General features: G+C 50.7%; 30 protein-coding genes. 25 read left to right on the forward strand and 5 right to left on the reverse strand.

Annotated features, from left to right (window positions below):
• Positions 1 to 79: 79 nt before the first annotated feature.
• The 18 genes from VFT64_04190 (at position 80) to VFT64_04275 (ending at position 14,875) form a co-directional block, all read left to right on the forward strand.
• The gene (locus VFT64_04190; GenBank protein ID HEU5047024.1) at positions 80 to 325 is read left to right on the forward strand and encodes an exodeoxyribonuclease VII small subunit; all 246 of its coding nucleotides are present in this window, start codon (positions 80 to 82) and stop codon (positions 323 to 325) included.
• Positions 326 to 337: 12 nt separating this feature from the next.
• Positions 338 to 1,300, forward strand: coding sequence for a farnesyl diphosphate synthase (locus tag VFT64_04195; protein HEU5047025.1), 963 nt, complete (start codon positions 338 to 340; stop codon positions 1,298 to 1,300).
• Between the two features lie 35 nt (positions 1,301 to 1,335).
• Positions 1,336 to 4,257 carry a bifunctional [glutamine synthetase] adenylyltransferase/[glutamine synthetase]-adenylyl-L-tyrosine phosphorylase gene (locus VFT64_04200; GenBank protein ID HEU5047026.1) on the forward strand — a complete coding sequence of 974 codons (2,922 nt, stop codon included), beginning with the start codon at positions 1,336 to 1,338 and terminating at the stop codon, positions 4,255 to 4,257.
• A gap of 99 nt (positions 4,258 to 4,356) precedes the next feature.
• The gene (locus VFT64_04205) at positions 4,357 to 5,055 is read left to right on the forward strand and encodes a DsbA family protein (protein HEU5047027.1); all 699 of its coding nucleotides are present in this window, start codon (positions 4,357 to 4,359) and stop codon (positions 5,053 to 5,055) included.
• A 60-nt stretch (positions 5,056 to 5,115) separates the two neighbouring features.
• The gene (locus VFT64_04210) at positions 5,116 to 5,403 is read left to right on the forward strand and encodes an AtpZ/AtpI family protein (GenBank protein ID HEU5047028.1); all 288 of its coding nucleotides are present in this window, start codon (positions 5,116 to 5,118) and stop codon (positions 5,401 to 5,403) included.
• A gap of 23 nt (positions 5,404 to 5,426) precedes the next feature.
• A complete protein-coding gene (locus VFT64_04215; protein ID HEU5047029.1) occupies positions 5,427 to 6,179 on the forward strand; it encodes a F0F1 ATP synthase subunit A in 753 nt (250 codons plus the stop codon).
• A 36-nt stretch (positions 6,180 to 6,215) separates the two neighbouring features.
• Positions 6,216 to 6,458 carry a F0F1 ATP synthase subunit C gene (locus VFT64_04220; protein HEU5047030.1) on the forward strand — a complete coding sequence of 81 codons (243 nt, stop codon included), beginning with the start codon at positions 6,216 to 6,218 and terminating at the stop codon, positions 6,456 to 6,458.
• 24 nt (positions 6,459 to 6,482) lie between these two features.
• Positions 6,483 to 6,977: a hypothetical protein gene (locus VFT64_04225; GenBank protein ID HEU5047031.1), complete on the forward strand. Its 495-nt coding sequence runs from the start codon at positions 6,483 to 6,485 to the stop codon at positions 6,975 to 6,977.
• Positions 6,977 to 7,462, forward strand: coding sequence for a hypothetical protein (locus VFT64_04230; GenBank protein HEU5047032.1), 486 nt, complete (start codon positions 6,977 to 6,979; stop codon positions 7,460 to 7,462). Before VFT64_04225 ends, VFT64_04230 begins: the two co-directional genes overlap by 1 nt.
• 83 nt (positions 7,463 to 7,545) lie before the next feature.
• A complete protein-coding gene (ykgO, locus tag VFT64_04235) occupies positions 7,546 to 7,671 on the forward strand; it encodes a type B 50S ribosomal protein L36 (GenBank protein ID HEU5047033.1) in 126 nt (41 codons plus the stop codon).
• 72 nt (positions 7,672 to 7,743) lie between these two features.
• Complete coding sequence (locus VFT64_04240) at positions 7,744 to 8,268, forward strand: methyltransferase domain-containing protein (protein ID HEU5047034.1); 525 nt, start codon at positions 7,744 to 7,746, stop codon at positions 8,266 to 8,268.
• Positions 8,255 to 8,884 carry an endonuclease III gene (gene nth / locus VFT64_04245; protein HEU5047035.1) on the forward strand — a complete coding sequence of 210 codons (630 nt, stop codon included), beginning with the start codon at positions 8,255 to 8,257 and terminating at the stop codon, positions 8,882 to 8,884. The genes VFT64_04240 and nth overlap by 14 nt, the downstream gene beginning before the upstream one ends.
• Entirely contained in the window at positions 8,881 to 9,843 is a 963-nt protein-coding gene (thiL, locus tag VFT64_04250) for a thiamine-phosphate kinase (GenBank protein HEU5047036.1), read from the forward strand. The genes nth and thiL overlap by 4 nt, the downstream gene beginning before the upstream one ends.
• Positions 9,844 to 10,350 carry a signal peptidase II gene (gene lspA, locus VFT64_04255; GenBank protein ID HEU5047037.1) on the forward strand — a complete coding sequence of 169 codons (507 nt, stop codon included), beginning with the start codon at positions 9,844 to 9,846 and terminating at the stop codon, positions 10,348 to 10,350.
• The gene (locus VFT64_04260) at positions 10,347 to 10,928 is read left to right on the forward strand and encodes a DUF3035 domain-containing protein (protein HEU5047038.1); all 582 of its coding nucleotides are present in this window, start codon (positions 10,347 to 10,349) and stop codon (positions 10,926 to 10,928) included. The genes lspA and VFT64_04260 overlap by 4 nt, the downstream gene beginning before the upstream one ends.
• Entirely contained in the window at positions 10,915 to 12,267 is a 1,353-nt protein-coding gene (locus VFT64_04265; protein ID HEU5047039.1) for a pitrilysin family protein, read from the forward strand. The genes VFT64_04260 and VFT64_04265 overlap by 14 nt, the downstream gene beginning before the upstream one ends.
• Positions 12,264 to 13,595, forward strand: a complete 1,332-nt coding sequence (locus VFT64_04270) for a pitrilysin family protein (GenBank protein ID HEU5047040.1) — start codon at positions 12,264 to 12,266, stop codon at positions 13,593 to 13,595. Before VFT64_04265 ends, VFT64_04270 begins: the two co-directional genes overlap by 4 nt.
• Positions 13,592 to 14,875 carry a hypothetical protein gene (locus VFT64_04275; GenBank protein HEU5047041.1) on the forward strand — a complete coding sequence of 428 codons (1,284 nt, stop codon included), beginning with the start codon at positions 13,592 to 13,594 and terminating at the stop codon, positions 14,873 to 14,875. The genes VFT64_04270 and VFT64_04275 overlap by 4 nt, the downstream gene beginning before the upstream one ends.
• A 3-nt stretch (positions 14,876 to 14,878) precedes the next feature.
• Here VFT64_04275 and VFT64_04280 read toward each other — a convergent pair whose 3' ends face one another.
• Together VFT64_04280 and VFT64_04285 are read right to left on the reverse strand one after the other, a co-directional pair.
• Positions 14,879 to 16,225 (reverse strand): hypothetical protein, encoded by a 1,347-nt coding sequence (locus tag VFT64_04280; protein HEU5047042.1) that lies wholly within the window; start codon positions 16,223 to 16,225, stop codon positions 14,879 to 14,881.
• Between the two features lie 104 nt (positions 16,226 to 16,329).
• Entirely contained in the window at positions 16,330 to 17,073 is a 744-nt protein-coding gene (locus VFT64_04285; GenBank protein HEU5047043.1) for a molybdopterin-binding protein, read from the reverse strand.
• A 52-nt stretch (positions 17,074 to 17,125) separates the two neighbouring features.
• On the opposite strand from VFT64_04285, the gene map reads away from it, so the two are divergent.
• Genes map through VFT64_04310 form a run of 5 tightly spaced genes read left to right on the forward strand, consistent with a single transcriptional unit; the run spans position 17,126 to position 21,063 of the window.
• The gene (gene map / locus VFT64_04290; protein ID HEU5047044.1) at positions 17,126 to 17,926 is read left to right on the forward strand and encodes a type I methionyl aminopeptidase; all 801 of its coding nucleotides are present in this window, start codon (positions 17,126 to 17,128) and stop codon (positions 17,924 to 17,926) included.
• A gap of 10 nt (positions 17,927 to 17,936) precedes the next feature.
• Complete coding sequence (radC, locus tag VFT64_04295; protein HEU5047045.1) at positions 17,937 to 18,554, forward strand: DNA repair protein RadC; 618 nt, start codon at positions 17,937 to 17,939, stop codon at positions 18,552 to 18,554.
• Between the two features lie 52 nt (positions 18,555 to 18,606).
• Positions 18,607 to 19,668, forward strand: coding sequence for a site-specific integrase (locus VFT64_04300; GenBank protein HEU5047046.1), 1,062 nt, complete (start codon positions 18,607 to 18,609; stop codon positions 19,666 to 19,668).
• A 9-nt stretch (positions 19,669 to 19,677) separates the two neighbouring features.
• Positions 19,678 to 19,995 carry a helix-turn-helix transcriptional regulator gene (locus VFT64_04305; protein ID HEU5047047.1) on the forward strand — a complete coding sequence of 106 codons (318 nt, stop codon included), beginning with the start codon at positions 19,678 to 19,680 and terminating at the stop codon, positions 19,993 to 19,995.
• 3 nt (positions 19,996 to 19,998) lie between these two features.
• Positions 19,999 to 21,063, forward strand: coding sequence for a hypothetical protein (locus tag VFT64_04310; protein HEU5047048.1), 1,065 nt, complete (start codon positions 19,999 to 20,001; stop codon positions 21,061 to 21,063).
• Between the two features lie 184 nt (positions 21,064 to 21,247).
• On the opposite strand, the gene VFT64_04315 is transcribed toward VFT64_04310, so the two are convergent.
• Positions 21,248 to 21,448, reverse strand: coding sequence for a hypothetical protein (locus VFT64_04315; protein ID HEU5047049.1), 201 nt, complete (start codon positions 21,446 to 21,448; stop codon positions 21,248 to 21,250).
• A 198-nt stretch (positions 21,449 to 21,646) separates the two neighbouring features.
• Here VFT64_04315 and VFT64_04320 point away from each other — a divergent pair, with 198 nt between their 5' ends.
• Both VFT64_04320 and VFT64_04325 read left to right on the forward strand, forming a co-directional pair.
• Positions 21,647 to 22,519, forward strand: a complete 873-nt coding sequence (locus tag VFT64_04320; protein HEU5047050.1) for a hypothetical protein — start codon at positions 21,647 to 21,649, stop codon at positions 22,517 to 22,519.
• Positions 22,520 to 22,586: 67 nt separating this feature from the next.
• Positions 22,587 to 22,979, forward strand: a complete 393-nt coding sequence (locus VFT64_04325; GenBank protein HEU5047051.1) for a hypothetical protein — start codon at positions 22,587 to 22,589, stop codon at positions 22,977 to 22,979.
• Between the two features lie 136 nt (positions 22,980 to 23,115).
• Here the strand turns inward: VFT64_04325 and VFT64_04330 are convergent, their stop codons facing one another.
• Positions 23,116 to 23,511 carry a hypothetical protein gene (locus tag VFT64_04330; protein HEU5047052.1) on the reverse strand — a complete coding sequence of 132 codons (396 nt, stop codon included), beginning with the start codon at positions 23,509 to 23,511 and terminating at the stop codon, positions 23,116 to 23,118.
• A 302-nt stretch (positions 23,512 to 23,813) separates the two neighbouring features.
• Complete coding sequence (locus tag VFT64_04335; GenBank protein ID HEU5047053.1) at positions 23,814 to 24,527, reverse strand: hypothetical protein; 714 nt, start codon at positions 24,525 to 24,527, stop codon at positions 23,814 to 23,816.
• Positions 24,528 to 24,541: the final 14 nt, after the last annotated feature.

A 24,541-nucleotide genomic window follows, 5' to 3' on the forward strand; every position in this document is an offset into this window, starting at 1 on the left:
AGTCCTATACGACGACCCCGCGAAGCGAGGGGTAGCGTAAGCGAAGGGGAGCACCCCTTAGAAGACAAAAAGGGTAAAAATGGAACAACAAAATAATATTGAAGCAATGAGTTTTGAGCAGGCACTGCGCGAGTTGGAAACAATCGTGCGCAAGCTGGAAACCGGGCAGGGGGAGCTGGAAAGTTCGATCCGTGACTATGAGCGCGGGACGCTGCTGAAAAATCACTGCCAGAAAAAATTGAGCGACGCCAAAATGAAGGTTGAGAAGATCATCAGCGCGGCGGATGGAAAATTAGCCACTGCCGCGTTTGACGGCGATAAATAAGGAAACGGAATCATGGAAGAATTACAGCGCGCGCTGCAGGAAGTATCTGAAGGCCTTGAAGAGAAAATGGAAAAGCTGCTGCCGTCGGATGGTGACGAGTTCAGCGGCAATACGGTTGTGGCGTTCAAGCCCCATAACGACAATACTCCCAGCGATTATCAGCCGATCGGCGGTGAAAATACGCTGGTGCAGGCGATGCGCTACTCCGCTCTTTCCGGCGGTAAGCGCCTGCGTCCGTTTATGACGGTGGCCTGTGCAAAACTCTTCGGTGTCAGCCGCGAGGCATCCCTGTGCACGGCGGCTGCAATCGAATTCATCCACACTTATTCGTTGATTCATGACGATCTTCCTGCGATGGACGATGACGCCATGCGCCGCGGCAAACCAAGCTGCCATATCGCATTCGGTGAAGCGGCAGCAATTCTGGCGGGCGACGCATTGCTTACCTTCGCATTCCAGGTGCTGGCCGATGAACGCGTTCACCCGGATCCGGCAGTGCGCTGCGAGCTGATTAAGACCCTCTCCGTCGCATCGGGCTATCGTGGGATGGCAGGCGGTCAGATGATGGATCTGGAAGCAGAAAACAAACAGCTCAGCATTGACGAAATTATCCGTCTGCAACGCCTGAAGACCGGCGAGCTATTTGCTATGTCCTGCGAAGCCGGTGCGATTCTTGGCAAGGCAGCGCGTCCGCTGCGTAGTGCGTTGCGTGGTTACGCGCATGATATCGGTCTCGCATTCCAGATCACGGATGATCTGCTCGATGCCGAAGGCACGCGTTCGGAAGTGGGCAAGGAAGTCAACAAGGATAAGCAGGCAGGCAAGGCGACGCTGGTTTCCGTGCTTGGCATTGACCGCGCGCGCGAACAGGCACGTATCCTGGCGAACCAGGCAATCGGCCATCTGGAAGTATTCGGCAAAAAAGGCGACGAACTGCGCAGCCTGGCCGAATTCGTGATTGCACGTAAGAGCTAAGGTGTTGCCGGACCGGGCCGCCAGAAAGAGGTCTGATGGCAGAAACCACTGCATTTACGGATGAAATAAAACCTCTCCTGCAAGTGGAGCGTACACCGCAAGTGCTGCGCTGGTTTGAAACGCTCGCGGCGCAAGCGGTGAAATTGCCGCAGCCGGCAGAAGCTGCGATATTGCAGCATCCGCAGATGGATGCATTGCTTGCGCAGGTGTTTGCACATTCCCCGTTTCTATCCAAAATCATTGTGAACGAATTGGAGTTCCTGCTGCATGTAGCCGCGCAAGGGGCAGATGCAGGGTTCGCAATGCTGAGGCAGGAACTGGAGAATCAAGCGCAGGCATCGCAGGCTTCTCTCATGAAGGCCATGCGCATTGCTAAAAGCAGGGCCTCTCTGCTCATTGCGCTGGCGGATATTGGCGGTGTCTGGCCGCTCGAAAAAGTTACGCTTGCAATGTCGGAATTCGCAGGCCTTTGCATCCGGCTGACCTTGGCGCATTTGCTGCAGGCTGCGGCGACGAAAGGTGACATACGGCTGAAATACGCGGACGATCCCGAAAGGGAATCGGGTGTATTCGTGCTGGCGATGGGCAAGCTCGGCGCATATGAACTCAATTACTCCAGCGATATCGACCTGATCGTATTCTTTGACCGCGATGGTGTCACCTATACCGGAAATAATGACGTACAGCATTGCCTGTCCAAAATAGCGCACGAGCTGGTGCGCCTGCTGCAGGAACGCACGGCGGAAGGCTATGTATTCCGCGTCGACCTTCGCCTGCGTCCCGATCCCGCTTCGACGCCGCCGGCCATGTCCGTTGCCGGAGCGATGACCTACTACGAAACCGTAGGGCAGAACTGGGAGCGTGCGGCGTTCATCAAGGCGCGCGTTATTGCAGGTGATACCGTACTCGGCGAAGGCTTCCTGAAACAACTTACCCCGTTCGTCTGGCGCAAGCATCTGGACTTTGCAGCGATTGCGGATATCCAGTCCATCAAACGCCAGATGGATGAGCGCACGGGCAGGCAGATTAATGTGGCGGGCCACAATATCAAGACAGGGCTTGGCGGTATTCGCGAGATCGAGTTTTTTGCACAGATACATCAGCTGATCTGGGGGGGGCGTATACAGGCACTGAGACAGCAGGCGACATGTAAAACGCTTGAAGCGCTGAGCGCAAACCGACTGATTGAAAGTGAACTGGCGCAGAGGTTGATTACAAGCTATCGCTTTTTTCGCAGTGTGGAGCATCGCCTGCAGATGGTGGATGATCACCAGACCCACACTATGCCTGTGGAGCAGGAAGCCAGAGTACGGCTCGCCCGGTTTATGGAGTATGCCGATGTCGCAGCGTTTGAGAAAGAGCTGCTCGCGCACCTGGAATTCGTACACGATAATTTCGCCGGTGCGTTCCGCGGCCAATACAGTCTGAGCGGTGAGGAAGGAAAATTATCATTTACCGGTGTAGAAAACGATCCCCAGACGCTGGAAACTCTGCGCAAGATGGGATACCGCAACCCTGCATCGGTGTCCGAAGTCATCCAAGGCTGGCATCGCGGCTCGCGCCGGGCTACACGCACCAAAAGAGCGCGTGAGCTGATTACGGAGCTGACCCCTACTTTGCTAAAAGAACTTGCTGCAACCACGGCACCGGATCAGGCATTTATTTATTTCGACGAATTTCTGGCGCGTCTTCCCGCGGGCGTGCAGCTTTTCTCACTATTCAGCAACAATCCGCACCTGCTGAAATTGATTGCGCTTATTATGGGCTCCGCACCGGCTATGGCTGAATCGCTAAGCAAGAATCCGGGATTGCTGGATACGGTGCTCACGACGGGATTCTATAATGCGCTTGCAAGCGGAAAGAGGTTAGCGGCGGAGCTCTCCGAAACATTGCGCCTGGCCCGGGATTTTGAAGAAGAAATGGATATACTCCGCCGCTTCAAGCAGGAAAAGCAATTTCAGGCGGGAGTGCAGCTTATCGGGGGGCACGTGGATGCATTCACCGCTAGCCGTCATTTAAGCGCTATTGCGGAAGTATGTTTGGAAGCGATGCTGCTTTGTACGGAGCGTAATTTCGCAGCCAAACAACCCGACCTTCAGGAAAACAGTCTGGCGGTTATCGCACTGGGAAGGCTGGGCGCCCGCGAGCTGACCTTCGGTTCCGATATCGATATGGTGTTCGTCTACGATTCCGAAGTGCAAAATCCGCTCCTGCCGCCACAGCACAGTATTTACAATAAGCTCAGCCAGCGTTTCATCAGCAGCGTGACGTCGCTCACACGCGAGGGCAGGTTATATGAAATCGATACACGGCTGCGGCCTTCCGGCGGTGACGGAGCATTGGCTGTTGGGGTAGGCGCATTTGAAAAATATTTCCGCGAGTCGGCCTGGACATTCGAGCTGATGGCATTCACCCGCGCGCGCGTCATTACCGGCCATCCCATGCTCAGGGAGCAGGTGCAGCGGATCATCACGGAAAATATCCGCCGCCCGCACACGGCCCCCGCGCTTGCGCAGGATATTAAGACGCTGCGTGCGAAAATAACGCGGGAATTTGGCAGCGATAATATCTGGAATCTGAAATATGTGCATGGCGGCCTGATGGATCTGGACTTCCTTGCGCAATATTTCGTGCTGCTACATGCCGAAAAGAATCCGGAAGTCATTGCCGGTTCGACCGGAGTAGTGCTGCGCAACCTGATGGGGCGTAAGCTCATAGAAGAAAAGATGGGGCGTGCCCTGCGGGAGGCGCATGAGTTCTTTACGTCTTTGTTCGCCCTGCTCAGGCTATGCGGCGGCGGTGTTTTAGATGAAGCGACAGCGCCAGACGGTTTAAAGCATCTCATTGCAGCCCGGCTTGAACTGGAGGATTTTACCGCGGTTCGTACTGCATTGTTGGATTCTATCGCAACGGTAAAACAATATTTTGAAGAAATAATAGAAAAATCAAATGCTTAAAATTTGCCTTGCCCTCATCTGGCGGTTGAAAAAATAAAACCGCCCAGTATAGTAGCACAGGATCAGGATAGAAAATCTATCAAAAAGAAGGAAGTAGCTATGAAGAAACTGTGCCTTGCCCTGGCTTGTATGTTTACCGCCGCTTCTGCCTGCGCGCAGGAAATTCCTCCGTCACCTCCTTCAGCGAATACTTCCGCACCAGCTTCGGCTTCGGCGAATCCGGCTCCGGTCCCCGCTACCCCTGCCAAGCCGTTTGTCTATGTGCCGGGAGAATACGACATTACCATCGGAAAGAAGAACGCCCCGGTCACGATTGTGGAATATGCATCGCTGTCCTGCCCGCATTGCGCGCATTTCTTTACAGATACCTATCCCGCTCTGAAAGAAAAATATATTGATACCGGCAAAGCCAGGCTGGTCTACCGCGACTACCCGCTGAATGCCCCGGCTCTGAAAGCAGCGCAGCTGGTGCATTGCGTAGAGCCCGACCGCCGTCATGAATTCGTGGAAGTGCTGTTCAAGATGCAGTCTAAGTGGGCGTATAATATGGATTATATGGATGCACTTGCCAATATTGCGGCGCTCGGAGGGGTGGAAAAGGCAAAATTTGACCAGTGTACGAGCGACACGGCAACGGAAAATGCCCTTATTGCCATTGAAAAGCAGGCTGCGGACGAATACAAGGTCAACTCAACCCCGACTTTCTTTATTAACGGGAAAGAGTATCAGGGAGACCGCAATATCGACGGTATGGGCAAGGCAATCGAGGGCGCACTTTCCCCGTCGGTAAAAAAATAATAAGCCAAAAACAGCAAAATACTTGACACAGCAATGTTTGATGTTAGGTAACTGGGGCTGATGACGGAACAGGAAAAACTGCCTTCACTGGAAAACCTCGAGAAGGACATCCACCGGATGCGGGAGCACTTGGCCCCTAAGCCTAAAGCTCCTCCGCAGGGTCTGGCCTTGGCCTTCCGCACGGGGCTGGAGCTGGTATCTGGCGCTCTGGTCGGTGGTGGCTGCGGCTATTTTCTGGATAAATGGCTGGGAACATCCCCGTTTCTGTTCATCCTTTGTTTCTTCCTCGGCTGCGCCGGCGGGTTTATGACCCTCTACCGGACGCTGGGAGCGGATAAAGAATTGTAAGGTATTGAAGGGTAAGTAAAGTCGTGACCGAAGAAGTGATAAACCCCATTGAGCAGTTCTCCGTAAGGGAGATGTACCACCTGCCGCATGTTGCAGGGTATAATATCGCCTTCACCAACGCGTCTTTGTTTATGGGCATCGCGGTGCTGCTGGTGTGCCTTTTCATGGGACTTGGAACGCGTAAGCGCGAACTGGTGCCGGGGCGCTTCCAGTCGATGGTCGAAGTCTTTTACCAGTTTGTATACGATATGGTGCGTGAAAGCGCAGGACCGGAAGGCGCGCGCTATTTCCCGATCATTTTTGCGTTGTTTATCTTCATCCTGTTCTGCAACCTGCTGGGAATGGTTCCTTATTCCTTTACGGTAACGAGCCATATCATCGTAACCTTTGCTTTCGCGGCGTTCGTATTTATCGGCGTGACCTGCATCGGTTTCTACAAGCATGGCCTGCATTTTCTGCATTTCTTCCTGCCCAAAGGTCTTCCGGGCGGAATCGGCGGCCTGTTCCTTGGATTTTTCATGGTGGTCATTGAGTTCTTTTCCTACATGGCGCGCCCTGTGAGCCTCTCCATCCGTCTTGCCGCAAACATGACGGCAGGCCACACGCTGACGCAGATCATGGCGTCATTCGTCGGAATCGGATTGCTCGGGGTATTCCCGTTCGCATTCCTCGTGCTGTTCGCGGGGTTTGAAGTATTTGTTGCCTGCCTGCAAGCCTATATCTTTGCAATGCTGTGCAGCATTTATCTGAATGATTCGCTGAATTTGCATCATTAATCCATAACTAACTTAAACTACGAAAGGACTATCATCATGGACGCAGAAGCACTTAAACTTCTTGGAAAATACATCGGCGCTGGTTTCACCACCATCGGTATGCTTGGCGCAGCCGTCGGTATCGGCCTGATCTTCGCCGCTGCTCTGAACGGCATCGCTCGCAACCCGGCTCAGGAAGGCAAAATCAAAGGTTTTGCACTGATGGGCATGGCGCTGGCAGAATTCATGGGTCTGCTCTCCTTCGTTGTAGCGATCCTGATCCTCTACGTTGTAAAATAACCGCTTATCATTTAGGTAAGGCAGATGCCGCAACTTGATCCGTCCAGTTTTCCGTCGCAGCTTTTCTGGCTGACGGTTTTCTTCGTGTCTTTGTACATCGTGCTTGCACGCTTCCTCCTGCCGCGCGTTCAGTCGGTGATTGAGGTGCGTGCGAGCACGATCGGCAGCGACGTGGAGCAGGCTGAGCGTCTGCAGTCGGAAGCCGAGCGTGTGCGCGATATCTACGAATATGCGCTGGCGGATGCCAAGGCAAAGTCCCAGGCGGCAGTGGCGGAAGCGGCGGCGCGTATTGCTGCGACGATCAGCAAAAAGCAGGCCGAACTCGACGCGGAAATTGAAAAGAAGCTTTCCGATTCCGAAGCCGGGATACAGAAGGCAAAGCAGAGCGTTACGGAGCAGCTGAAGCCGGTGGCCACTGAACTGGCCGGACAGATTGTTGAAGCGCTGGCAAGCTATAAACCTGCAGCGAAGGATCTGGAATCCGTAGTCGCAGGGCTGGCTAAGAAGGAGGCTGCATAATGTTCGCATTGGAAGCTGAAGGCTGGGTAACGGTAGCATTCGGTACGCTGGTTGTGTTTTCTGCCGTTCCTTTGTTTAAGGCAATGGCAAAAGGCCTGGATAAGCGTTCTGCACAGATAGCGCATGAACTGGCAGAAGCTCGCAGACTGCGTGAGGAAGCGCAGGAAGCACTGCAGGCCTACCAGAAAAAGCAGGCGGAATCTGCCCGTGAAGCCGAACAGATGATGGCGGCTGCAGCCAAGGAAGCTGAGCACATGGTCCAGCAGTCGGAAGCTGAACTGAATAAAATGCTGGAAAAGCGCATGAAGCTGGCGATGGATAAGATTGCCCAGGCGGAAACTAAGGCATTGCAGGATGTGCAGGCCAATGTGGTGGATATTGCGGTTTCGGTGGCTCGCACCATTCTCTCCGAACATCTGGCGCGTAGCGGCAACAGCGATGTTGTTAAGCAGGCGGCTGCCGAACTGGAGCGCAAACTGCACTAAACCAAGCCGTTTCGCAGTTTCCAGTTGACACAGACTGCGCTTACGGTTAGAAAAACCGACTCCGATAGAATAGGAAAGACGTTATGAAAGTACTCAGCTCTCTTAAGTCCGCTAAAAAGCGTGATAAAAACTGCCGCGTTGTTCGCCGCAAAGGCCGCGTATACGTGATAAACAAAGAAAATCCGCGTTTCAAGGCACGTCAGGGCTAATAAGTGCTGTCCCGCGAAAAGCGGCTCTTTTTTCTGCGCTGGTTGAGGAACCCGCATCATGTCGGAGTTCCGGTGCCAAGCAGCAGGCATCTTGCAGGTGCGATGGCATCGCAGCTTGCCACACTTACCAAAGACGACTACGTAGTGGAACTTGGACCGGGGACGGGTGTCATTACCCGTGCCCTGTGCGACTCCGGCATTGATCCCAGCAAACTGATCGTCATTGAGCGCGATCATCGCTTTGTCGAACAATTAAAGCACGATTTTCCGCAGGCCCTGATTCTGCAAGGCGATGCAAGGCACGTCAAGGAACTGCTGGAACGGCATAACATTAAGCAGGTTTCCAGCGTTGTCTGCTGCCTGCCGCTGCTGGCCATGCCGGATAATGTCCGTCTTTCCATCGTCAATGCGGCATTTGAAGTATTAAAACCGGAAGGGGCATTTATCCTCTATACTTACGGCCTGATTTCTCCGGTGTCGGAACAGAACCAGCGGCTTATCGGAATCCGAGGGCAGGTCGCGAAAAGAGTATGGCGCAATTTTCCACCTGCCAGAGTATGGCGCTATAAGGTCGAAAACGCTTATGAAAAGCACTAGTATCAAAGCCATTTTTGAAACGTTCAAAGCAGCGGATCCGGCTCCGAAAACGGAGCTGTATTACACCAATGAATTTACGCTGCTCGTTGCCATTGTACTGTCCGCACAGGCAACTGACGCAGGCGTAAATAAAGCAACACCTGCCTTGTTTGAGATAGCAGATACGCCGAAGAAAATGGCGGCGCTTGGCGAGAACGGGCTCAAACATTACATCAAGACAATCGGACTATTTAACTCCAAGGCGAAACATATTATTGCACTGTCTGCGCGGCTGCAGGAAGAATACGGCGGCAAGGTACCGCATGATCGCAATACGCTGCAGACCCTGCCGGGTGTAGGTCGCAAGACAGCAAATGTCTGGCTGAACTGCGCGCTTGGTGAACCGACTATTGCCGTGGATACACATGTGCTGCGCGTTTCCAACCGCATCGGCCTTGTCAATGCCAAAACGCCGGAGATGTGCGAGAAGCAGCTGGAAAAAGCTATTCCGGAGGCGTATAAGGAACATGCCCATCACTGGCTTATCCTGCATGGGCGTTACGTATGCAAGGCGCGTAAGCCCGAATGCGGCAGGTGCATCATCCGGCAGTGGTGTGAATACCCGGACAAAACATGAATGAATTCGACCTGATAAAACGCTATCTCGCTCCGCTTTCGGCAGCAGAGCCGGGAGCGTTTGGTCTTACAGATGATGCGGCCATACTGAGTGTGCCGCTTGGGTATGAACTGGTCGTAACGAAAGATGCTATCGTGCAGGGCGTGCATTTCATCGGCAACGAGCCTCCCTACCAGATAGCGCAGAAACTGCTGCGTACCAATCTTTCAGACCTGGCTTCCATGGGCGCAAAACCGCAGAGTTACTTTCTGGCCCTGATGCTGCCTGAAACCATAGACGAAGCCTGGATCGCTGAATTCACAGCGGGGCTGGCAGCCGATCAGAAAGAATTCGGAATCATACTGGCAGGGGGAGATACAGTGCGCTCTCCTACACTCAGTCTATCGCTTACAGCGCTTGGCACGGTCCTTGCGGGGCAGGCTTTGCGGCGAAGTGGTGCGCACGTAGGGGACGATATCTATGTCACTGGCACCATCGGAGATGCTTCGTTGGGGCTGCAGGTTGCGCTCGCAGAATTGCCGATTGATGAATATCTGCTTGAGCGTTATCGTCTACCTCAGCCGCGCTTGGAGATAGGCACCAAGCTACATGGTATTGCCACTGCCTGCATGGATGTTTCCGATGGGCTTTTGCAGGATCTGGGGCATATTGCACAGTCTTCTGGGAATGGAGCGGAAATTAACTGGGATGCCATACCGCTTTCTGCGGCAGCAAAACAAATTCTGTCGCGGATAGCGCTGCCATATGAAACCGTGCTTGCAGGCGGAGATGATTACGAATTACTCTTTACCGCGCCAGTCACGCAACGGGAAGCAATCGATACTCTGGCGCTTACTGCCGGCGTTCCGGTGACGCGCATTGGCGTCGTAAAGGAAGGAAAAGAGGTAAAAGTCGTTGATAAAAGCGGCAAGGAGATTTATGTATCGAAGCGTGGCTATAACCATTTTAAAGTCGGCTGAATGAAATTTTCTCCTCTGCAATTGCGTCTGGCCGGATTTGGGCTCGCGGTCATCACGGCGTACCTCGACCAATGGAGCAAGGCGCTGATAATAGCAGCCGCCAAAACGACTTCGTTCCCTGTGACGGTGCTGCCGGTCTTTAATATTGCGCTGGTTTTCAATCGCGGCATCAGTTTTGGAATGTTATCGCAGACCCATGCATGGGGCGCGCTGCTCCTGCCGCTGGTACTGAGTGCAATTGTGCTGGCGCTGGTAGTCTGGCTGGTGCAGGCGGAAACGATTGGCGTGTCATTGGCGCTGGGGTTGATCATCGGCGGGGCGGCAGGCAACCTGATCGACCGCGCGCGCGCAGGCATGGTGACGGACTTTCTGGATTTCCATATCGGGCATTATCACTGGCCCGCATTTAATATTGCTGACAGTGCGATATTCATAGGGGTTGTGATATTCATATTTACCAATATAATCGGTGAAAAAATTGCGGTGAAGGACAATAGCACAATATGAAGATAAAACAGAATATGGTGATCCTCACCTGCCTGTTGCTCGCAGCCTGCGGCAACGGGGATGGTTTGCGGGAAACGCTGGGGCTGAACCGCCACGGTCCGGATGAGTTTCAGGTGGTTTCAAGGCCGCCGCTGACTTTGCCGCCGGATTATAGCCTGCGTCCGCCGAGAGAGGGCGAAAGCCCCAACTTTGTGCCGGGCACTTCTATGCGGCAGCAGGCGCATGACACAATTTTGGGAACATCCCAGCCCATGCCGGGAGGCATTGCGCCGACTGCAGTGCAGCCTGTGTCATCGGGTGATCTGCCGAGCAGCGCCGACTCGCGCTTTCTTGCCAATGCCGGTGCGGACAAGGGCAACCCCAATATTCGCACTCTGCTGAACGATCCGTCAGCGACACCTCCTCAGGACACCAAATACCTGATCATGCCGGGAGCAAATAGCGATTCGGTGGTTGATCCTTCCAAGGAGAAAGAACGCCTGAAGAAGGATAAGCAGCAAAACCTGCCACCAACGGCAGGGGGCGACACGCCGACTCTTCAGCCGCAAAGCAGAGGCATTTTCGGTGATCTTTTCTAGGCTGAGTCGTGCTGCACGTATACTGCTGGCCGCAGTGACGCTGAGCTGCTTTGCGCAGACGGCGCATGCGGAAGGGCAGCCGGTAGAGACATTTGCTTTAAAAAACGGAATGCACGTCATACTGATCCCGAATCATCGCCTGCCCATCGTAACGCATATGCTGTTCTATCGTGTAGGCTCAGCCGATGATTTTACAGGCAAGTCGGGCCTCGCCCATTATAATGAACATATGATGTTCCAGGGAACGCAGCAGGTGCCTGCAGGTGTGTTCGCACGCACCATGACCGGCAATGGTGGCGAGTTCAATGCGTTTACCGAACGCGACTTCACTGCGTATTATGTCAGCATCGCAAAAGAGCATTTGCCGCTGGTGATGAAGCTGGAAGCAGACCGTATGCTGCATCTCGCGCCAACGCCTGCGAATTTTGCCAAGGAACGCGAAGTCATTATCGAAGAGCGCCGCATGTCGGTGGAAAACCAGCCGGAAGCGCTGCTCGGGGAGGCGCTCACCGCCATGCTGTTTCGCAACAGCCCCTACCATAATCCTGTGATCGGCTGGATGCATGAAATGCAGAGCCTGACGCGCGAAGACGTGCTGGCATTCCATAAGCGTTTTTATAATCCGGCGGATGCGCTGCTGGTCGTATCGGGCGACGTCACGCGCAAAGATCTGGAGCCGCTGGCGCAGCAATATTATGGCAGCCTGCCCAGAGGTGAAGAGAATATCCGTCACTGGCGTACGGAACCGCCGCAGCGCGGCGCGCGCCATATGGTCATGCATCACAGAAATGTAAAGCAGCCGGAGCTGGTCAGAATGTATATGGCTCCTTCTGTAAGTGGAGAAGAGAAGCAGTTGCTGATACCTTCTTTCCTGGTAGGCCAGATCGTAGGCGGCGGCCAGACGAGCCTGCTGTACCAGCAATTGGTGGTGAAGCAGAAACTCGCGACCGGGATCGATGCAAGCTATGACGGGCTGAGCCAGGGGCCCGGTATTTTTACCATTCATGCGACGCCTGCACCGGGCATAACGCTGCAGCAGCTGGAAACGGCGGTGGATAAAGAAATCGAGGCGTACCTTGAACACGGCAATGATGCGGCCGATCTGACGCGTGCAAAAATATTGCTCAAAGCCGATACGGTTTTCGCACGTGACGGTTCAGAAGGCATGGCGCGGCTCTTAGGCACGCTGGTGATGGAAGGGCTGCCAGTGGAATATTTTAACCAGTGGCCGGACATTGTGGCAAATGTGAAAGACGCAGAAGTCATGAAGACGGCAAAAGCGATCTTCAATCCTGATGACTCCGTGACGGGATATTTGCTGCCGCAGGAGGGCAAATGATGCATAGCTGGAAAGGCAGGCTCATTTGCGCATGTGCGGCATTATTGTTTTGGAACCAGCCGGTGCATGCCGCGCCGCAGATTCAGGAAATAACAGCGGAAGGCGATCGCAAAGCGTGGCTGATCGAAGATCACAAACTGCCGTTCGTTACGCTCAGGATCGTGTTTGAACGCGGCGGGGCTGTCTATGATCCGCAAGCTCTGCCGGGAGTTGCGTATTTCACCGCCAGCATGATGAATGAAGGGGCAGGGGATATGGACTCCCTCGCATTCAATCGCAAGCTGGAGGATCACGCCGTGCGTTTTGCCGCGGAAGCGGGCGAAGACACGATGACGGTGAGCATGCAGACGCTTTCGGAGTTCAAGGATGCGTCTTTCGACCTGCTGGCGCTTGCGCTGAATAAACCGCGCTTTGATGCAGCTGCCGTGGAGCGTGTGCGCGCAGAACTGTTCACAGCATTGCGGCAGGCGCAGGAAGATCCCGGTTATCTGGCGTCGCTGAACTGGAAGGAGCGGGCATTCCCCGGCCATCCTTATCACCGGGCCAAGATCGGTACGCAGGAATCCATCACTGCTATCAAGCGTGACGATTTACAAGCATTCCAGGAGTCGCATTTGCTGTGCGGTGCAAAGGATATTGCAGTAGTGGGTGATATCAAACCTGCAGAGGTCAAAACACTACTCACAAAGCTGTTTCCGTCACGTGAATGCGGTGCCGTGCAGACCGCTGTGCCGCAAGTGCAGATCGCAGACGGCGATGGAAAACCTGTTGCCGTTAGCCATGACGTGCCGCAGGCGGTTATCCGCGCCAGCGTACCGGGAGTCATGCGCAACGATCCGCGTTATTATGCGTTCGTGGTGCTCAATAATATTCTTGGCGGCAATCTGATGACCTCGCGCATGGGGCAGGAAATACGCGATAAGCGCGGTCTGGCCTATTACGCATACAGTGAAGCAGGCGGTTTCGAGCACGGCGCTTTCATGGCCATGAATTTCGCGACGCGGGCATCTGAAGCGCAGACCGCGATAGATGTATTTACAACGATATTGCAGCAACTGCGTGATAAGGGTGTAACGCAGGATGAACTGGATGAGGCCAAACGCTACCTCACCGGCTCGTTTCCGCTGGGACTGGACAGCCAGAATTCGCTTGCCGAATACCTGGATTCCATGCAACGCTATCACCTTGGCATTGATTACCTGACCAAACGCAACCAATTGCTGGAAGCTGTGACGCTTCAGCAGGTAAACACATTAGCAAAAGAATTGCTGGCGCATAAACCACTGTTGGTAATGGTCGGCCCTATTTCAGAAGGAGTACATAAATGAGATTTACACAAACGATCGACGGCACGCTCGAACTTGCGATAGGCAAGGAAGGCGCGGGCGCTAAAGAATTTTCTGCCGCGCTGGAAGCTGCCGCTAAGGCAGTAGGCGTATTGCAGGGCCATAAGAAAGATAATAGCTGGCCGGTGCTCAATTGCGCGGAATGGGATGCAGACCTGCCGCTCATTGAAAGCACGGCAAAGCGTATCTGCGACGAATTCGAGACGCTGGTGGTGCTTGGCATGGGAGCTTCCAGCCGCGGCGGTAATACGCTGGTAGCGCTTGCGCAGAATGCATTCACCGGACGTGCAGGCGGTAAGAAGATTCATTTCATTGAAAATATCGACCCCTTCACATTCGAAAATCTGCGGGCGGCTCTGGACCTGAAGACGACCTTGTTCCTCGCGATCAGCAAATCCGGCGGTACGGCGGAAACGATGGCACAGTTGCTTGTGCTGCTGAAGGAAGTGGAAGATCGTCTGGGGGCAGCTGCGGTCAAGAAGCATTTCTTGTTTGTGACCGAACCCGGCAAAAACTCAATGCGCCGCATCGGTGAGGAACGCGGCATCGAAATGATCGAGCATGATCCCAATGTCGGTGGGCGTTTTTCCGCGCTGACAGTAGTCGGTCTGTTGCCTGCCAAAGTCGCAGGACTTGATATACGCGCGGTCAGGCAGGGTGCAGCGGAAGTGATCCGCGATATGTTCAATGCGCCGCAGGCTTCTGCACCGGTTATCGGCGCGGCCCTACATGATGTGCTGCTGAAAAAAGGCAAAACGGTTTCCGTATTCATGCCCTATTGCGACCGTCTGGATGCGCTGGGTGCATGGCACCAGCAGCTGTGGGAAGAAAGTCTGGGCAAAAGCGGTCGCGGCACAACACTGTTGCGTGCGCTCGGTGCTGTCGACCAGCACAGCCAGCTGCAGCTTTACCTGGACGGCCCGCGTGATAAATTCGTAACGCTTCTCCTGCTGGCGCAGAAAGGCACCGGAGCGCCGATTCCCCCGTCGCAGGATACGGCACTGGGCTATCTCAAGAACCATACGGTAGGCGACCTGATGGAAGCGGAACAGGATGCAACCTGCAAGACCCTGATCGCGAATAATTGCCCGACCCGCGTATTCAAGATCGAAAAGCTGGATGAGGCTGCGATTGGCGCACTGATGATGCATTTTATGCTGGAGACGATGATCACGGCGCATCTGTGGGATATTGAGGCGTTTGGCCAGCCCGCGGTGGAACAGAGCAAGCAGCTGGCGCGTCAGTATCTCGAGAATTCGTAAAGCTCAGCGCGTGGGAGCGCCGCTCAGCGTAGCGGCATCCCGCGCAGCATTCAGCTTATCTTGGTGACTGCCAGCGACAATTTGCGCAGGAGCAGGGCTCTGCCAGGGATTATGCGCCATCAGTTCCATGTGCTTGCGCAGCTTTTCCACGGCCTGTGTCTTATTCTCAGGGATGCTATGGCGTTCTGCCAGAAACTCCGCTGTATGCTCCAGCGCGCGCTCACGGACATTTTCCGGCAGGCTGCTGAAGGTTTTGGCAGCAAGCCCGTAAACATCGTCAATCAGGGGATCTTCATGTGAAACGGCTTTGCCGTTCTTCTTGGAGATGGAGAACAGCACGTTTGCCCCTACCATGGCAGTCTGCATGGCAAGATCCCACACATAATGCGGTGTCGCGGTTGGGTCGCCTGCTTTCAGCCTGCGCCGCTCATCCCAGGCGCCATAATAATTAAAAGCGTTATTGGTGAGACCGGAACCGCCGGCAAGCAGCAGGGGCTGCGCCTGAACTTTCATGGCGAGTTTCTGTGCTGCGCCTGCGTGGCTATAAGCCTCCGGGTCGATCTTCTTTTCCTTGATCAGCAATGCGGAAAGCCATCCGGCAACCAGTACGGCGCCTGCAGCCGTTTTACCGGGATTGTGCTGATTGAGGCCCGCACGAAAGGTAAAAACGCCGCCAACTACTTCTGCCAGCAGCTTGAACGGATTGATATGCTCGCTGACATAATCATGAACCTGTTCCAGAAAGCCGCCGCGTGTGGTCAGTAGTTCAGCGTCAATTGCGGAATCCTGAGGAATGGCGATATTATTTTTTTCCAGATGCTTTCTGAGAGACTTCAGCGTCGCGTTAAACGTTCTGTGCTCGTTATGCCCGCCGAACGCCATAAAACCCGCATCGCCAGCAGCAAAAGAAACCCCAATGCCGATCTGCTCCTTGTCGTTACGCTTGATGCCGCTGATAACTGCCAGCACGTCGCCCAGGAGATACAGGGCGCTGGAGGCGTGAAGGCTGTTGCGCTTAACAGAGGAAAGTGACTTTTCGCCTTCTTCGGGCGGAGTAGGCTCGCTAATAGCGGCCTGGCCTTGCGCGTAACCGGCCTGCTGCAGGAAATTGATCAGATCGTCTGAATTTTGTAGGCCGGCCAGGCGCAGAACAGGCCTGCCATTATGGATGTCCGGTGAGCCCGTCCAGCCTTTGCCTTGGAATATCTCCTGGAGTTCATGCAGATGGGCGGCATTAGGCGAGGCATGGAGATAGGCTATAATCCCTTTATCATCCTTGCGTACATCCGCCTGCACGACATCGCCGGTCTCGCGCCATTTGTAGCTGGTTATCTCGCTGGTGTGCGCCATTCCATTTCCTGCACAGAGTAATCCCCACTCTAATCTATAGCACAGAATTGTTTCGAAATGGTTACAAAGGCAGGAATTTTACAGAAATAAGATGGAAAAAATCGTTAGGCGGCATCTTCTATAAGCGGCTCGCCACCTAGGGATGTAAGAAAAGAAACCAGCTCGCTTTTAACTTGCTCGAGGCGGGAAGGATCCGTGTGTCTTGAGACCAGACTGGTGCCTAGTTTATTATTGCGTACAAAGGGATAGCTGCCAATCTCCACATCGGGAAAGCGATTCTGTATCTCGGTAAGCCCTTTGGCAATCGTGCCTTCAGTAAGGAAGATACTGATTGTGGTGGATAAAACCGGTTTTCCGCCTTTCAGCGTATGCTTGATGCCGTCAAACATGGCCTGCATGATTCTGGGCACGCCAGCCATGACATATACATTGCCGATAATATAGCCTGGAGCGGTGCTTACCGGATTGGGGATGAGCGTGGCCCCACGCGGCATATCGGCCATCCTTAGGCGGGCTTCATTGAGCATATCGGGGCTATAATGCTGCACGAGAAGGGCTTCAGCCTCTTTATGGCGCTCATAAGGCACGCCAAAAGCCTGGGAAACACATTCCGAGGTGATATCGTCATGAGTAGGGCCGATACCGCCGGTCGTGAAAACATAATCATAGGCTGCCCGACATTCATTAACGGTTTTGATAATAATTTCAGGAACATCGGGGATAACACGTGCTTCCCGCAGACGAATGCCAGCGGTATTGAGCTGGCTTGCCAGCCAGTTCAGATTCACATCCTGGGTACGGCCCGAAAGGATTTCGTTGCCGATCACAATCACACAAGCAGTAGACATAACAGAGCCTTGCATATAAATTACGCGGTAACTTTATTCCAGCGGGTTTTGAATGTCAGCACAAAAACGTAATATCGTTATACACACGGAACCATCCGATTTTGAGGGGATGCGTAGAGCAGGAGGGCTGGCGGCCAGACTGCTGGACGCAATGGCGGACTATGTGAAGCCGGGTATCACCACAAACGAACTGAACAACATCTGCCATAAGCTGACCATTGAGGCGGGAGCGATTCCTGCGCCATTGAATTACCGCGGTTTTCCAAAGTCCATCTGCACTTCCGTCAACCACGTGATCTGCCATGGTGTGCCGGATGACCGTAAGCTGAAAGATGGCGACATCGTGAATATCGACGTCACTCCGATTGTCGATGGCTGGCATGGTGATTCCAGTCGTATGTTCTGGGTGGGAGATGTTTCGATTAAAGCTCAGCGCCTGACGCAGGTTGCCTATGACTGCATGATGCTGGGGATCGACCAGGTGAAAGCAGGCAAGCGCGTCGGTGATATCGGACATGCTATTCAGACTTATGCGGAAAAGCATAACTTCTCAGTTGTGCGGGACTATTGTGGCCACGGCACGGGGCGTGTGTTTCATACAGCGCCGAACATCATGCATTACGGCGAGCCGGGGACCGGGCCGGTGCTTGAAGAAGGCATGTTTATCACCGTGGAGCCTATGATCAACGCAGGCGGCTATGAAACGCGCCTGAATGAAAAGGATGGCTGGACGGTGACAACACGTGACCGTTCGCTTTCCGCGCAGTTCGAACATACGCTGGCGGTAACGAAAGACGGTTGCGAGATATTCACGCTTTCGCCGACGGGACGTAACCACCCGCCGTACAAATAACAGGCAGACAGTGACCGGTCCCGCATTGCAGGAAACCCATCCGGACAATAATCAGGAAGCGGAAGCATCGCTGCATGCGGGGCATCGTCAGCGGCTACGTGAGCGCTTCTTAAAAGGCGGACCGCAGGCATTGGCGGATTATGAGCTGCTGGAAATGGTGTTATATGCGGCGAGCCCCCGTTCCGACACTAAGCCGCTGGCGAAGCGCCTTATCAAGCATTTCGGTAATCTTGCGAGAATCATGCATGCGACGCCCGTGGAATTGGCAAAAGTGGAAGGTGTGGGGGAGGCGGCTATTGCCAGCATTCGCGTAATTCATGCGGCAGCAGAAAGAATGCTGAAGGCGGAAGCGTCGCAGGGAACCGTAATTCAGTCATGGACCGCGCTGCTCGATTATTGCCGTCTGAGTTTCGGGCATAAACCGGTCGAGGAATTCCGGGTGTTGTTCATGAACCATAAGAATGTGTTGATTGCGGATGAGGTGCAGCAGGCAGGCACGGTGAACCATGCATCGGTTTACCCCAGAGAAGTAATGAAACGCGCGCTGGATCTGGCGGCATCATCCATTATCCTCGCCCATAATCACCGGGGATTGCGCAAGTTCGTATTGACAAAAGGCTCGATTTAGATAAGTAATACCTAAATATATTAGGTAGCACTTAATAATCTGAGAGCTGAGAATGGATAAAACTCCTTATCTTAATCTTGTTAAAAGCATTGAGCCTGCCAATAAGTATATTGGCTTGGAGGAATCATTGGATTTCCAGGCCCAATTACTAGGTGCTTGGGAACGACAACAACGAATACTGGGATATGCTGAGGCATCCATTACCCTCAACATCAGAAGTGTACAGGAATTTCTAAAAATATCTGGAGTATTTATCTGGAAGATTACAAAGGTCGATCTTGATCTCTTTTATGAGACCCTGATAGGAAAAAGATTGTCCCACTCAAGCAGAAGAAAATATCAGTCTGCTATAGCAATCTTTCTGGATTATTTACGCTCAAGACATGGAACCGAAATATGGCAACGTTATCAGATTGCCGTTCCTAATGTTCTTGATAAATTTAATAGATATGTACATCGCAAGGATGATGGAAACGAGGTTGTTACTCCTCCGCGCCCAGAGGTACTGGACAAATTCTGGGCATATATGAAGCAGGAAATGTCTACTGCTAGAAAACCTGCAACTATAGCACGCGACTATGCACTTTACAGGGTTCTAGAGTTGGCGGGGTTAAGAGTAAATGAAGCGGTCCAGTTAGATATGAAGGATTGCCGGTTTGATTTAGGAACAAAGGGAAAGATCCATGTGCGTTTTGGAAAAGGGTCAATGGGAGCAGGACCAAAAAAACGCTGGGTCCCCATCATGGATGAACTGGAACAACTGTTGCAGTGGTATATAGAACACATCAGAGTATTGTTTCCTCATTCTAAAGATGGGCCATTATTTCTTGCTGAGGATGGTAAAAGGATAAAACGTGACACTGTGAGGGGCACTCTCAGAAGAAGGCAGAGAGCTTGGGGATTTTCGGAAGATGAAATATTTAGTCCTCATCAATTTAGACATGCATATGCTTCTAGGCTTACACAAAAAGGGGTGGACCTGTACACGCTGAAAGAATTGTTGGGACACGTATCTCCAACTACAACATTAAATTATGTGAAAGCGAGCACAGATTATCTTGAAATGCGTGTAAGATTATCACAGGATCACTGGAGAAATAGTTTGCAAGAATAAAGGCATTTTATGGCATTAAAATGGAAACTACGGCAAGTGATGGCTAGTAGAGAAATTTGGTCTGGGGCCGAATTAGGAAGGCTAATGGAGCACAAAGCGGGTTATAAACTTTCCTCTCCTGCAATCAGTGCACTCCTCACAGAGGAACCAAAACAAGTGAAAGGTTTAACTATGGATGCATTATGTACCGCATTAGATTGTGGTCCTTCGGACTTATGGGAACATACACCATCTATTATTAAAACTCCGTCAATAGAGTCAGAGAAGATAGAGCTGAAGAAGACGGCAAATAAGAAAATATCTAAAAGAGTTCCACCACCAATATAATTTATGTCTCCTAAACTTTGTGCATGCAGTGAAACTTCTTTGGCTCTTACTGAGCAAAGGCACAGGCCAAAGCACTGTTACATTTGTCGTTCTAAAAATAGATTTGGTCTTCTGGCATCAACCGAGCATATTGGAGCTACATTCGCAACATCATGGATTAAAAAATTATATAAAGAATGGACAGATTTTCTATTACAACATGATTATTCATGGAATACTAAAAAGAATGGGGCAGGGTACGGAATAATCTTATTTCAAGAAATGGAGAGAGAATTCTCTTCTTTAGAGGAAATCCATCAAACATGGTTACAGAAGCCCCCACTAAGTTTGGGACACCATTTTCCCCATGGAGCTTTTCGCGCTTTTTTAATAGATAAAAAAATTCTGAACATAGACCTAATAAAGGAGCAGAAAAGGCACAAATACTGTGCAAGCTGCGAAACTCCTCTGACTCCTACAGAGCAAAAGCACAAATTAAAAAGTTGTTATATTTGTTATTTTAAGCATCGATTTAACTGCTTCTCATCAGATCAGCATATTGAAGCTGCCTTTACAATAAGTTGGATTAAGAAGCTATATAGGGATTGGATAGAGTTCCTAGTACAACACGATGTTCGCTGGTCCACTAAAATGAGTGGTGTAGTATATGGAACGAGAATATTTCAGGAAATGGAGAAGCAATTTTCCTCTCCAAAAGAAATTCAGGATGAATGGGTACGAAAATCTGTTAAAAGGTTTAAGGAGCATTTTCCTAGAGGTTTTTTCCGCAATTTTTTAATAAACAAGAAAATTCTTAATATTGAATTAATAGAAGAACAAAAAGAACTAAAAGTCCTTTACGATAAGATTGAGGAAGCGCCAGAAAAATATAAGCAGTTATTAAAAATATACTGTGAGCATAAGCTTTCCCTAAGGAAATGGCATTTAAAACAGAATGCCTCCCGTCCTCTTGCCGTTAGAACGATAATAAACGATCTGTATACATATATAAGATTAGTTACCTGGTTACTCTGCCAGACAACTCAGAATAACGTGTCTGGCTGCACAAGCAGAGCGAAATGGTGCTGATTATTTACCAAAAGCATTTGGTGTGTCAGTAACACATGCATGGAACTACGGCAATATGAGGACTTTCTTAATCGGAGAGGAGGTGCAACATCAGCGTGATGAATTCTCAATGCAAATATCTAAAGTAAGAAGCGATGAATCCGATAGTTGACCAGTTGATTAACAGCCCAATGTGCGGTAGCCATTATTTTAACGTCTGATAGATTCTACTCCCTCTTTCCCACTGCCCACCTTCCTCGGCAACAATGGCAGTCGCAAGGTCAGTTTGTTTATCCTTTTTCTCAATTACTTCACACAGAATATCATTCTCCAGCGTCTTTCGGCCCAATGCCCGCTCCAGTTCGGCAATGCTCCGGTCGTGTTTGTGTTCTGATTCTTTTTGCATATGTGTAGGTACTTTTCCGCTTTTCCAAAATAATTGCTTGTCTGGCGCTGACTTACCATATCTACCCTCTGTATGATAGTCGCCCCTATAAAGCGGATTTAATAGCGTTGGGCATGTAAGTCATAAAAATGTTTTACCACTACTAGGCGTTGTACTATAACGGGGCTGTCCGATAGTACAAATAATTAGGAATCCCAGATGTCCTCGGAAATTTTGAAAGCCATGCCGGTCGATTTGCGGTCATTGGGCAAAGATGAAAGATGGCTGCAAGACCAAATTAGTGCTGATCCCAGTATTTTGGGTTTAGGTGAGCTGGTTATCGTAGGGAGAGAATATCGACAGCCAAATGGCGGTAGAATTGATTTCCTGATGGTGAATCGGGACGAAGACCAAACCTATTATGAAGTTGAAGTCATGCTAGGCGGTTTAGATGAAAAACACATTATACATATTATTGAGTATTGGGATAAAGAGAGGCAGCATCGACCAACTGCCGAACATCGAGCTGTTAGTATTGCAGAACATATTACCTCACGTTTCTTTAATGTACTGCGGCTACTAAATCGGGCTGTCCCATTAATAGCAATAAAATTGAGTGCATTTAAGGTTGACGACAAGATAGTGTTGCATCCCGTCACGGTGCTTGATGTTGTCGAAGAGAGCATTGAACCCGATGATGTTGACCAGGCCGAACGCGCTGACCGGCAATACTGGGAAAAGCAAGGTGTTCCCGCTTTCCTGAGCATCGTTGATAAAATAATTGGAACTTTAACAAAGTATGGTTATGAACCTCGTCTTACCTATACAAGACGTTATATTGCTTTAGGTACAAGCGGGAATAATTTTTGCTGGTTATCTCCCCGCAAAATTAAAGATCACTGCCGAATTGGATTACGAGTAGGAAGTGAGGAACGAGAAAATATCCTAAACAACTTAAGTGAAAAAGGAATAGATGCATCTGCTAGAGGAACCTCTGAAATCCGGTTTAATTGTACCACGCAAACCTTTGACAGTCAGTTCAATGCAATTGCGGCTCTGATCCTGCAAGCTGAGGACTATTCCAGAACTTAATTCCAATGCGTAATCAATCCAGCCCTAATGTGAAGCTGAAGCCCATAAAAAAGTAAAAGGGGAAGAAATGATTTTTCGATTTCTAGCTGGCTCTCTTCTTATATGCTTATGGCAATCCTCTGCTCTTGCTTTAGCAAAGGACGAGCCAGCGACTATGATGGGACTCGGCGCTAGTAACTGTACAGATTTTGCTAATGCCTATCGTATAAACCAACAAAGGGCTGAAAGTTCATATTTTAATTGGGCGCAAGGGTTTATGACAGGCATGAATTTGGCTATTGCCGGACTGTCTACGCCGGAACATCCTTTTAAAGTGAGAGACTTTAAATCTATGCCTATGGATGAGCAAAGAAAAAACATTCGCGAATATTGCCATGATCATCCATTAGCAGATTACTATGAAGCAGTTATGAATGTATATGGAAGGTTACATGCAATTCCAGCCCCTCCTAACGATTAATAATACTGCTCTATTGCAGTTCGACGCACTTAGCGAATTCCCTCAATGCTTACCCCAGTAAGTATTTCTGCTTCGTAAATCTCTATCCTGCTCTAAGATCTAATGTAAGCGGGGTTCACCGTAAACTTACTCATTACTATTTAGCAGTTGGAAATTTCTTAAAGCATTTTCCGGCGTGCATTTTTTCGAGCATAGCGCATTCAAGAACTTTTCCCTTACCTGTTGGATCAACTCCCACTACATAGTTCTTACCATTAGCGCACTTCACGCTCCAAGAAGCAGTATATTCGTCTTCTGGCGGTATCGGAAGTTCCCCTGATTTTGGCGTATGAAGATATGCGCTTCCCATGTAAAAAGCCTTTCTACCCTTACATCCCTCACCGACTACTCTTCCCAGCATTTGGGCTTGGCCTGTCGGTGATAGAGATAAAAGATAGTCATTTGCTTTATTCTCCGAAGAGATTGCTGGACAGGAATAAAGAATTGCACTTACTATCATTATTAGCGCAGTTAGCTGAAGAGCACTATTCATGTGTTGCCTCTTCTCTGCGCTCGCGGATCAGCTCTTCTGAAAGTAATCTGTCAGAAGGTGGAAGCTGGGCAAAAGCCTTTCGTGCGGCCCTAACCTTGCTACATTCCGTCTCCTGGATTTTTGTGGAACTGCGGTGTTCCAAACTGTCTTTATGATCCTGAACGGATATGCTTATCTCTATTTTATCTTCCATCATGATTAAGATCATACAAAGACTTAACCATGTTGCAAGGCCAAATGGGCAATAGAAAAAGGCCAGCTTGACAATATATGGCTATATTGTTTTGGATTGTGACTATCAATTATTTCTTTGTGCCGATCACAAGCTGAAAATCATTATTACCCAGTGTAGTCATGATACTTCCTTTTACATCTATACCGCAATTTTGGAGGGATTCTGCCAATGTATTTGCCAGCGGTGGAACTGCTTTCAGGTCATGCACAGCAATCATTACCCCGTAAGATTCAACGCTTGTAGGAATGATAAATCCAACTCTATCTACTTTTATACCTATTGTATTAAACATCTCCATGAATTCGCTTGCGTAAGACTGAGCCTCTCCATCACTAGGAGCACTTATTTTTAATGTTTTTAAAGTGTCCACTACAGGAGAATGGCTCAGGCATGTTTTTTCAACGTCTGTAAGATGGCGAGGTGGTTTCGGAATCAGGAGATTATCTATCTGTGTTTTTATTTCATCGAGCTTTGCAATAGCCTCACCGTATCCCCCGCTAACCGGAACTCCGCTGATTTGGATGTTTTGTATTTTGTCAGAGATCGTTTTGAATTGCCCTCTTATATACTCATATTGATTTTTTTGTTCATCAGCCTCTCGTGCTTGATTAGCCATCTGAATCATGGCTCCAAACGCGAGTAGGGCACCAAATGCATAGAGGATCAATGCATTTTTGCGACGTATATTATTCATACCATTGACGCCCACATAAACATTGAATGCAAATGCAATAAAGACGTAGAAGACGCCCAATGTGAGAAAGTAGTGAATGGATGGCATATTAAATCCTAAGC

This window comes from Rickettsiales bacterium (genome assembly GCA_035765535.1).
GTDB lineage: Bacteria > Pseudomonadota > Alphaproteobacteria > Rickettsiales > JABCZZ01 > JABCZZ01.

What these genes read in the sequence shown, in the direction of transcription:
- VFT64_04190 (HEU5047024.1), top strand. Translation starts at nt 80, where the DNA reads ATGGAACAACAAAATAATATTGAAGCAATGAGTTTTGAGCAGGCACTG.
- VFT64_04195 (HEU5047025.1), top strand. Translation starts at nt 338, where the DNA reads ATGGAAGAATTACAGCGCGCGCTGCAGGAAGTATCTGAAGGCCTTGAA.
- VFT64_04200 (HEU5047026.1), top strand. Translation starts at nt 1,336, where the DNA reads ATGGCAGAAACCACTGCATTTACGGATGAAATAAAACCTCTCCTGCAA.
- VFT64_04205 (HEU5047027.1), top strand. Translation starts at nt 4,357, where the DNA reads ATGAAGAAACTGTGCCTTGCCCTGGCTTGTATGTTTACCGCCGCTTCT.
- VFT64_04210 (HEU5047028.1), top strand. Translation starts at nt 5,116, where the DNA reads ATGACGGAACAGGAAAAACTGCCTTCACTGGAAAACCTCGAGAAGGAC.
- VFT64_04220 (HEU5047030.1), top strand. Translation starts at nt 6,216, where the DNA reads ATGGACGCAGAAGCACTTAAACTTCTTGGAAAATACATCGGCGCTGGT.
- VFT64_04225 (HEU5047031.1), top strand. Translation starts at nt 6,483, where the DNA reads ATGCCGCAACTTGATCCGTCCAGTTTTCCGTCGCAGCTTTTCTGGCTG.
- VFT64_04230 (HEU5047032.1), top strand. Translation starts at nt 6,977, where the DNA reads ATGTTCGCATTGGAAGCTGAAGGCTGGGTAACGGTAGCATTCGGTACG.
- ykgO (HEU5047033.1), top strand. Translation starts at nt 7,546, where the DNA reads ATGAAAGTACTCAGCTCTCTTAAGTCCGCTAAAAAGCGTGATAAAAAC.
- nth (HEU5047035.1), top strand. Translation starts at nt 8,255, where the DNA reads ATGAAAAGCACTAGTATCAAAGCCATTTTTGAAACGTTCAAAGCAGCG.
- thiL (HEU5047036.1), top strand. Translation starts at nt 8,881, where the DNA reads ATGAATGAATTCGACCTGATAAAACGCTATCTCGCTCCGCTTTCGGCA.
- lspA (HEU5047037.1), top strand. Translation starts at nt 9,844, where the DNA reads ATGAAATTTTCTCCTCTGCAATTGCGTCTGGCCGGATTTGGGCTCGCG.
- VFT64_04260 (HEU5047038.1), top strand. Translation starts at nt 10,347, where the DNA reads ATGAAGATAAAACAGAATATGGTGATCCTCACCTGCCTGTTGCTCGCA.
- VFT64_04270 (HEU5047040.1), top strand. Translation starts at nt 12,264, where the DNA reads ATGATGCATAGCTGGAAAGGCAGGCTCATTTGCGCATGTGCGGCATTA.
- VFT64_04275 (HEU5047041.1), top strand. Translation starts at nt 13,592, where the DNA reads ATGAGATTTACACAAACGATCGACGGCACGCTCGAACTTGCGATAGGC.
- VFT64_04280 (HEU5047042.1), bottom strand. Translation starts at nt 16,225, where the DNA reads ATGGCGCACACCAGCGAGATAACCAGCTACAAATGGCGCGAGACCGGC.
- VFT64_04285 (HEU5047043.1), bottom strand. Translation starts at nt 17,073, where the DNA reads ATGTCTACTGCTTGTGTGATTGTGATCGGCAACGAAATCCTTTCGGGC.
- map (HEU5047044.1), top strand. Translation starts at nt 17,126, where the DNA reads ATGTCAGCACAAAAACGTAATATCGTTATACACACGGAACCATCCGAT.
- VFT64_04300 (HEU5047046.1), top strand. Translation starts at nt 18,607, where the DNA reads ATGGATAAAACTCCTTATCTTAATCTTGTTAAAAGCATTGAGCCTGCC.
- VFT64_04305 (HEU5047047.1), top strand. Translation starts at nt 19,678, where the DNA reads ATGGCATTAAAATGGAAACTACGGCAAGTGATGGCTAGTAGAGAAATT.
- VFT64_04310 (HEU5047048.1), top strand. Translation starts at nt 19,999, where the DNA reads ATGTCTCCTAAACTTTGTGCATGCAGTGAAACTTCTTTGGCTCTTACT.
- VFT64_04315 (HEU5047049.1), bottom strand. Translation starts at nt 21,448, where the DNA reads ATGCAAAAAGAATCAGAACACAAACACGACCGGAGCATTGCCGAACTG.
- VFT64_04320 (HEU5047050.1), top strand. Translation starts at nt 21,647, where the DNA reads ATGTCCTCGGAAATTTTGAAAGCCATGCCGGTCGATTTGCGGTCATTG.
- VFT64_04325 (HEU5047051.1), top strand. Translation starts at nt 22,587, where the DNA reads ATGATTTTTCGATTTCTAGCTGGCTCTCTTCTTATATGCTTATGGCAA.
- VFT64_04330 (HEU5047052.1), bottom strand. Translation starts at nt 23,511, where the DNA reads ATGAATAGTGCTCTTCAGCTAACTGCGCTAATAATGATAGTAAGTGCA.
- VFT64_04335 (HEU5047053.1), bottom strand. Translation starts at nt 24,527, where the DNA reads ATGCCATCCATTCACTACTTTCTCACATTGGGCGTCTTCTACGTCTTT.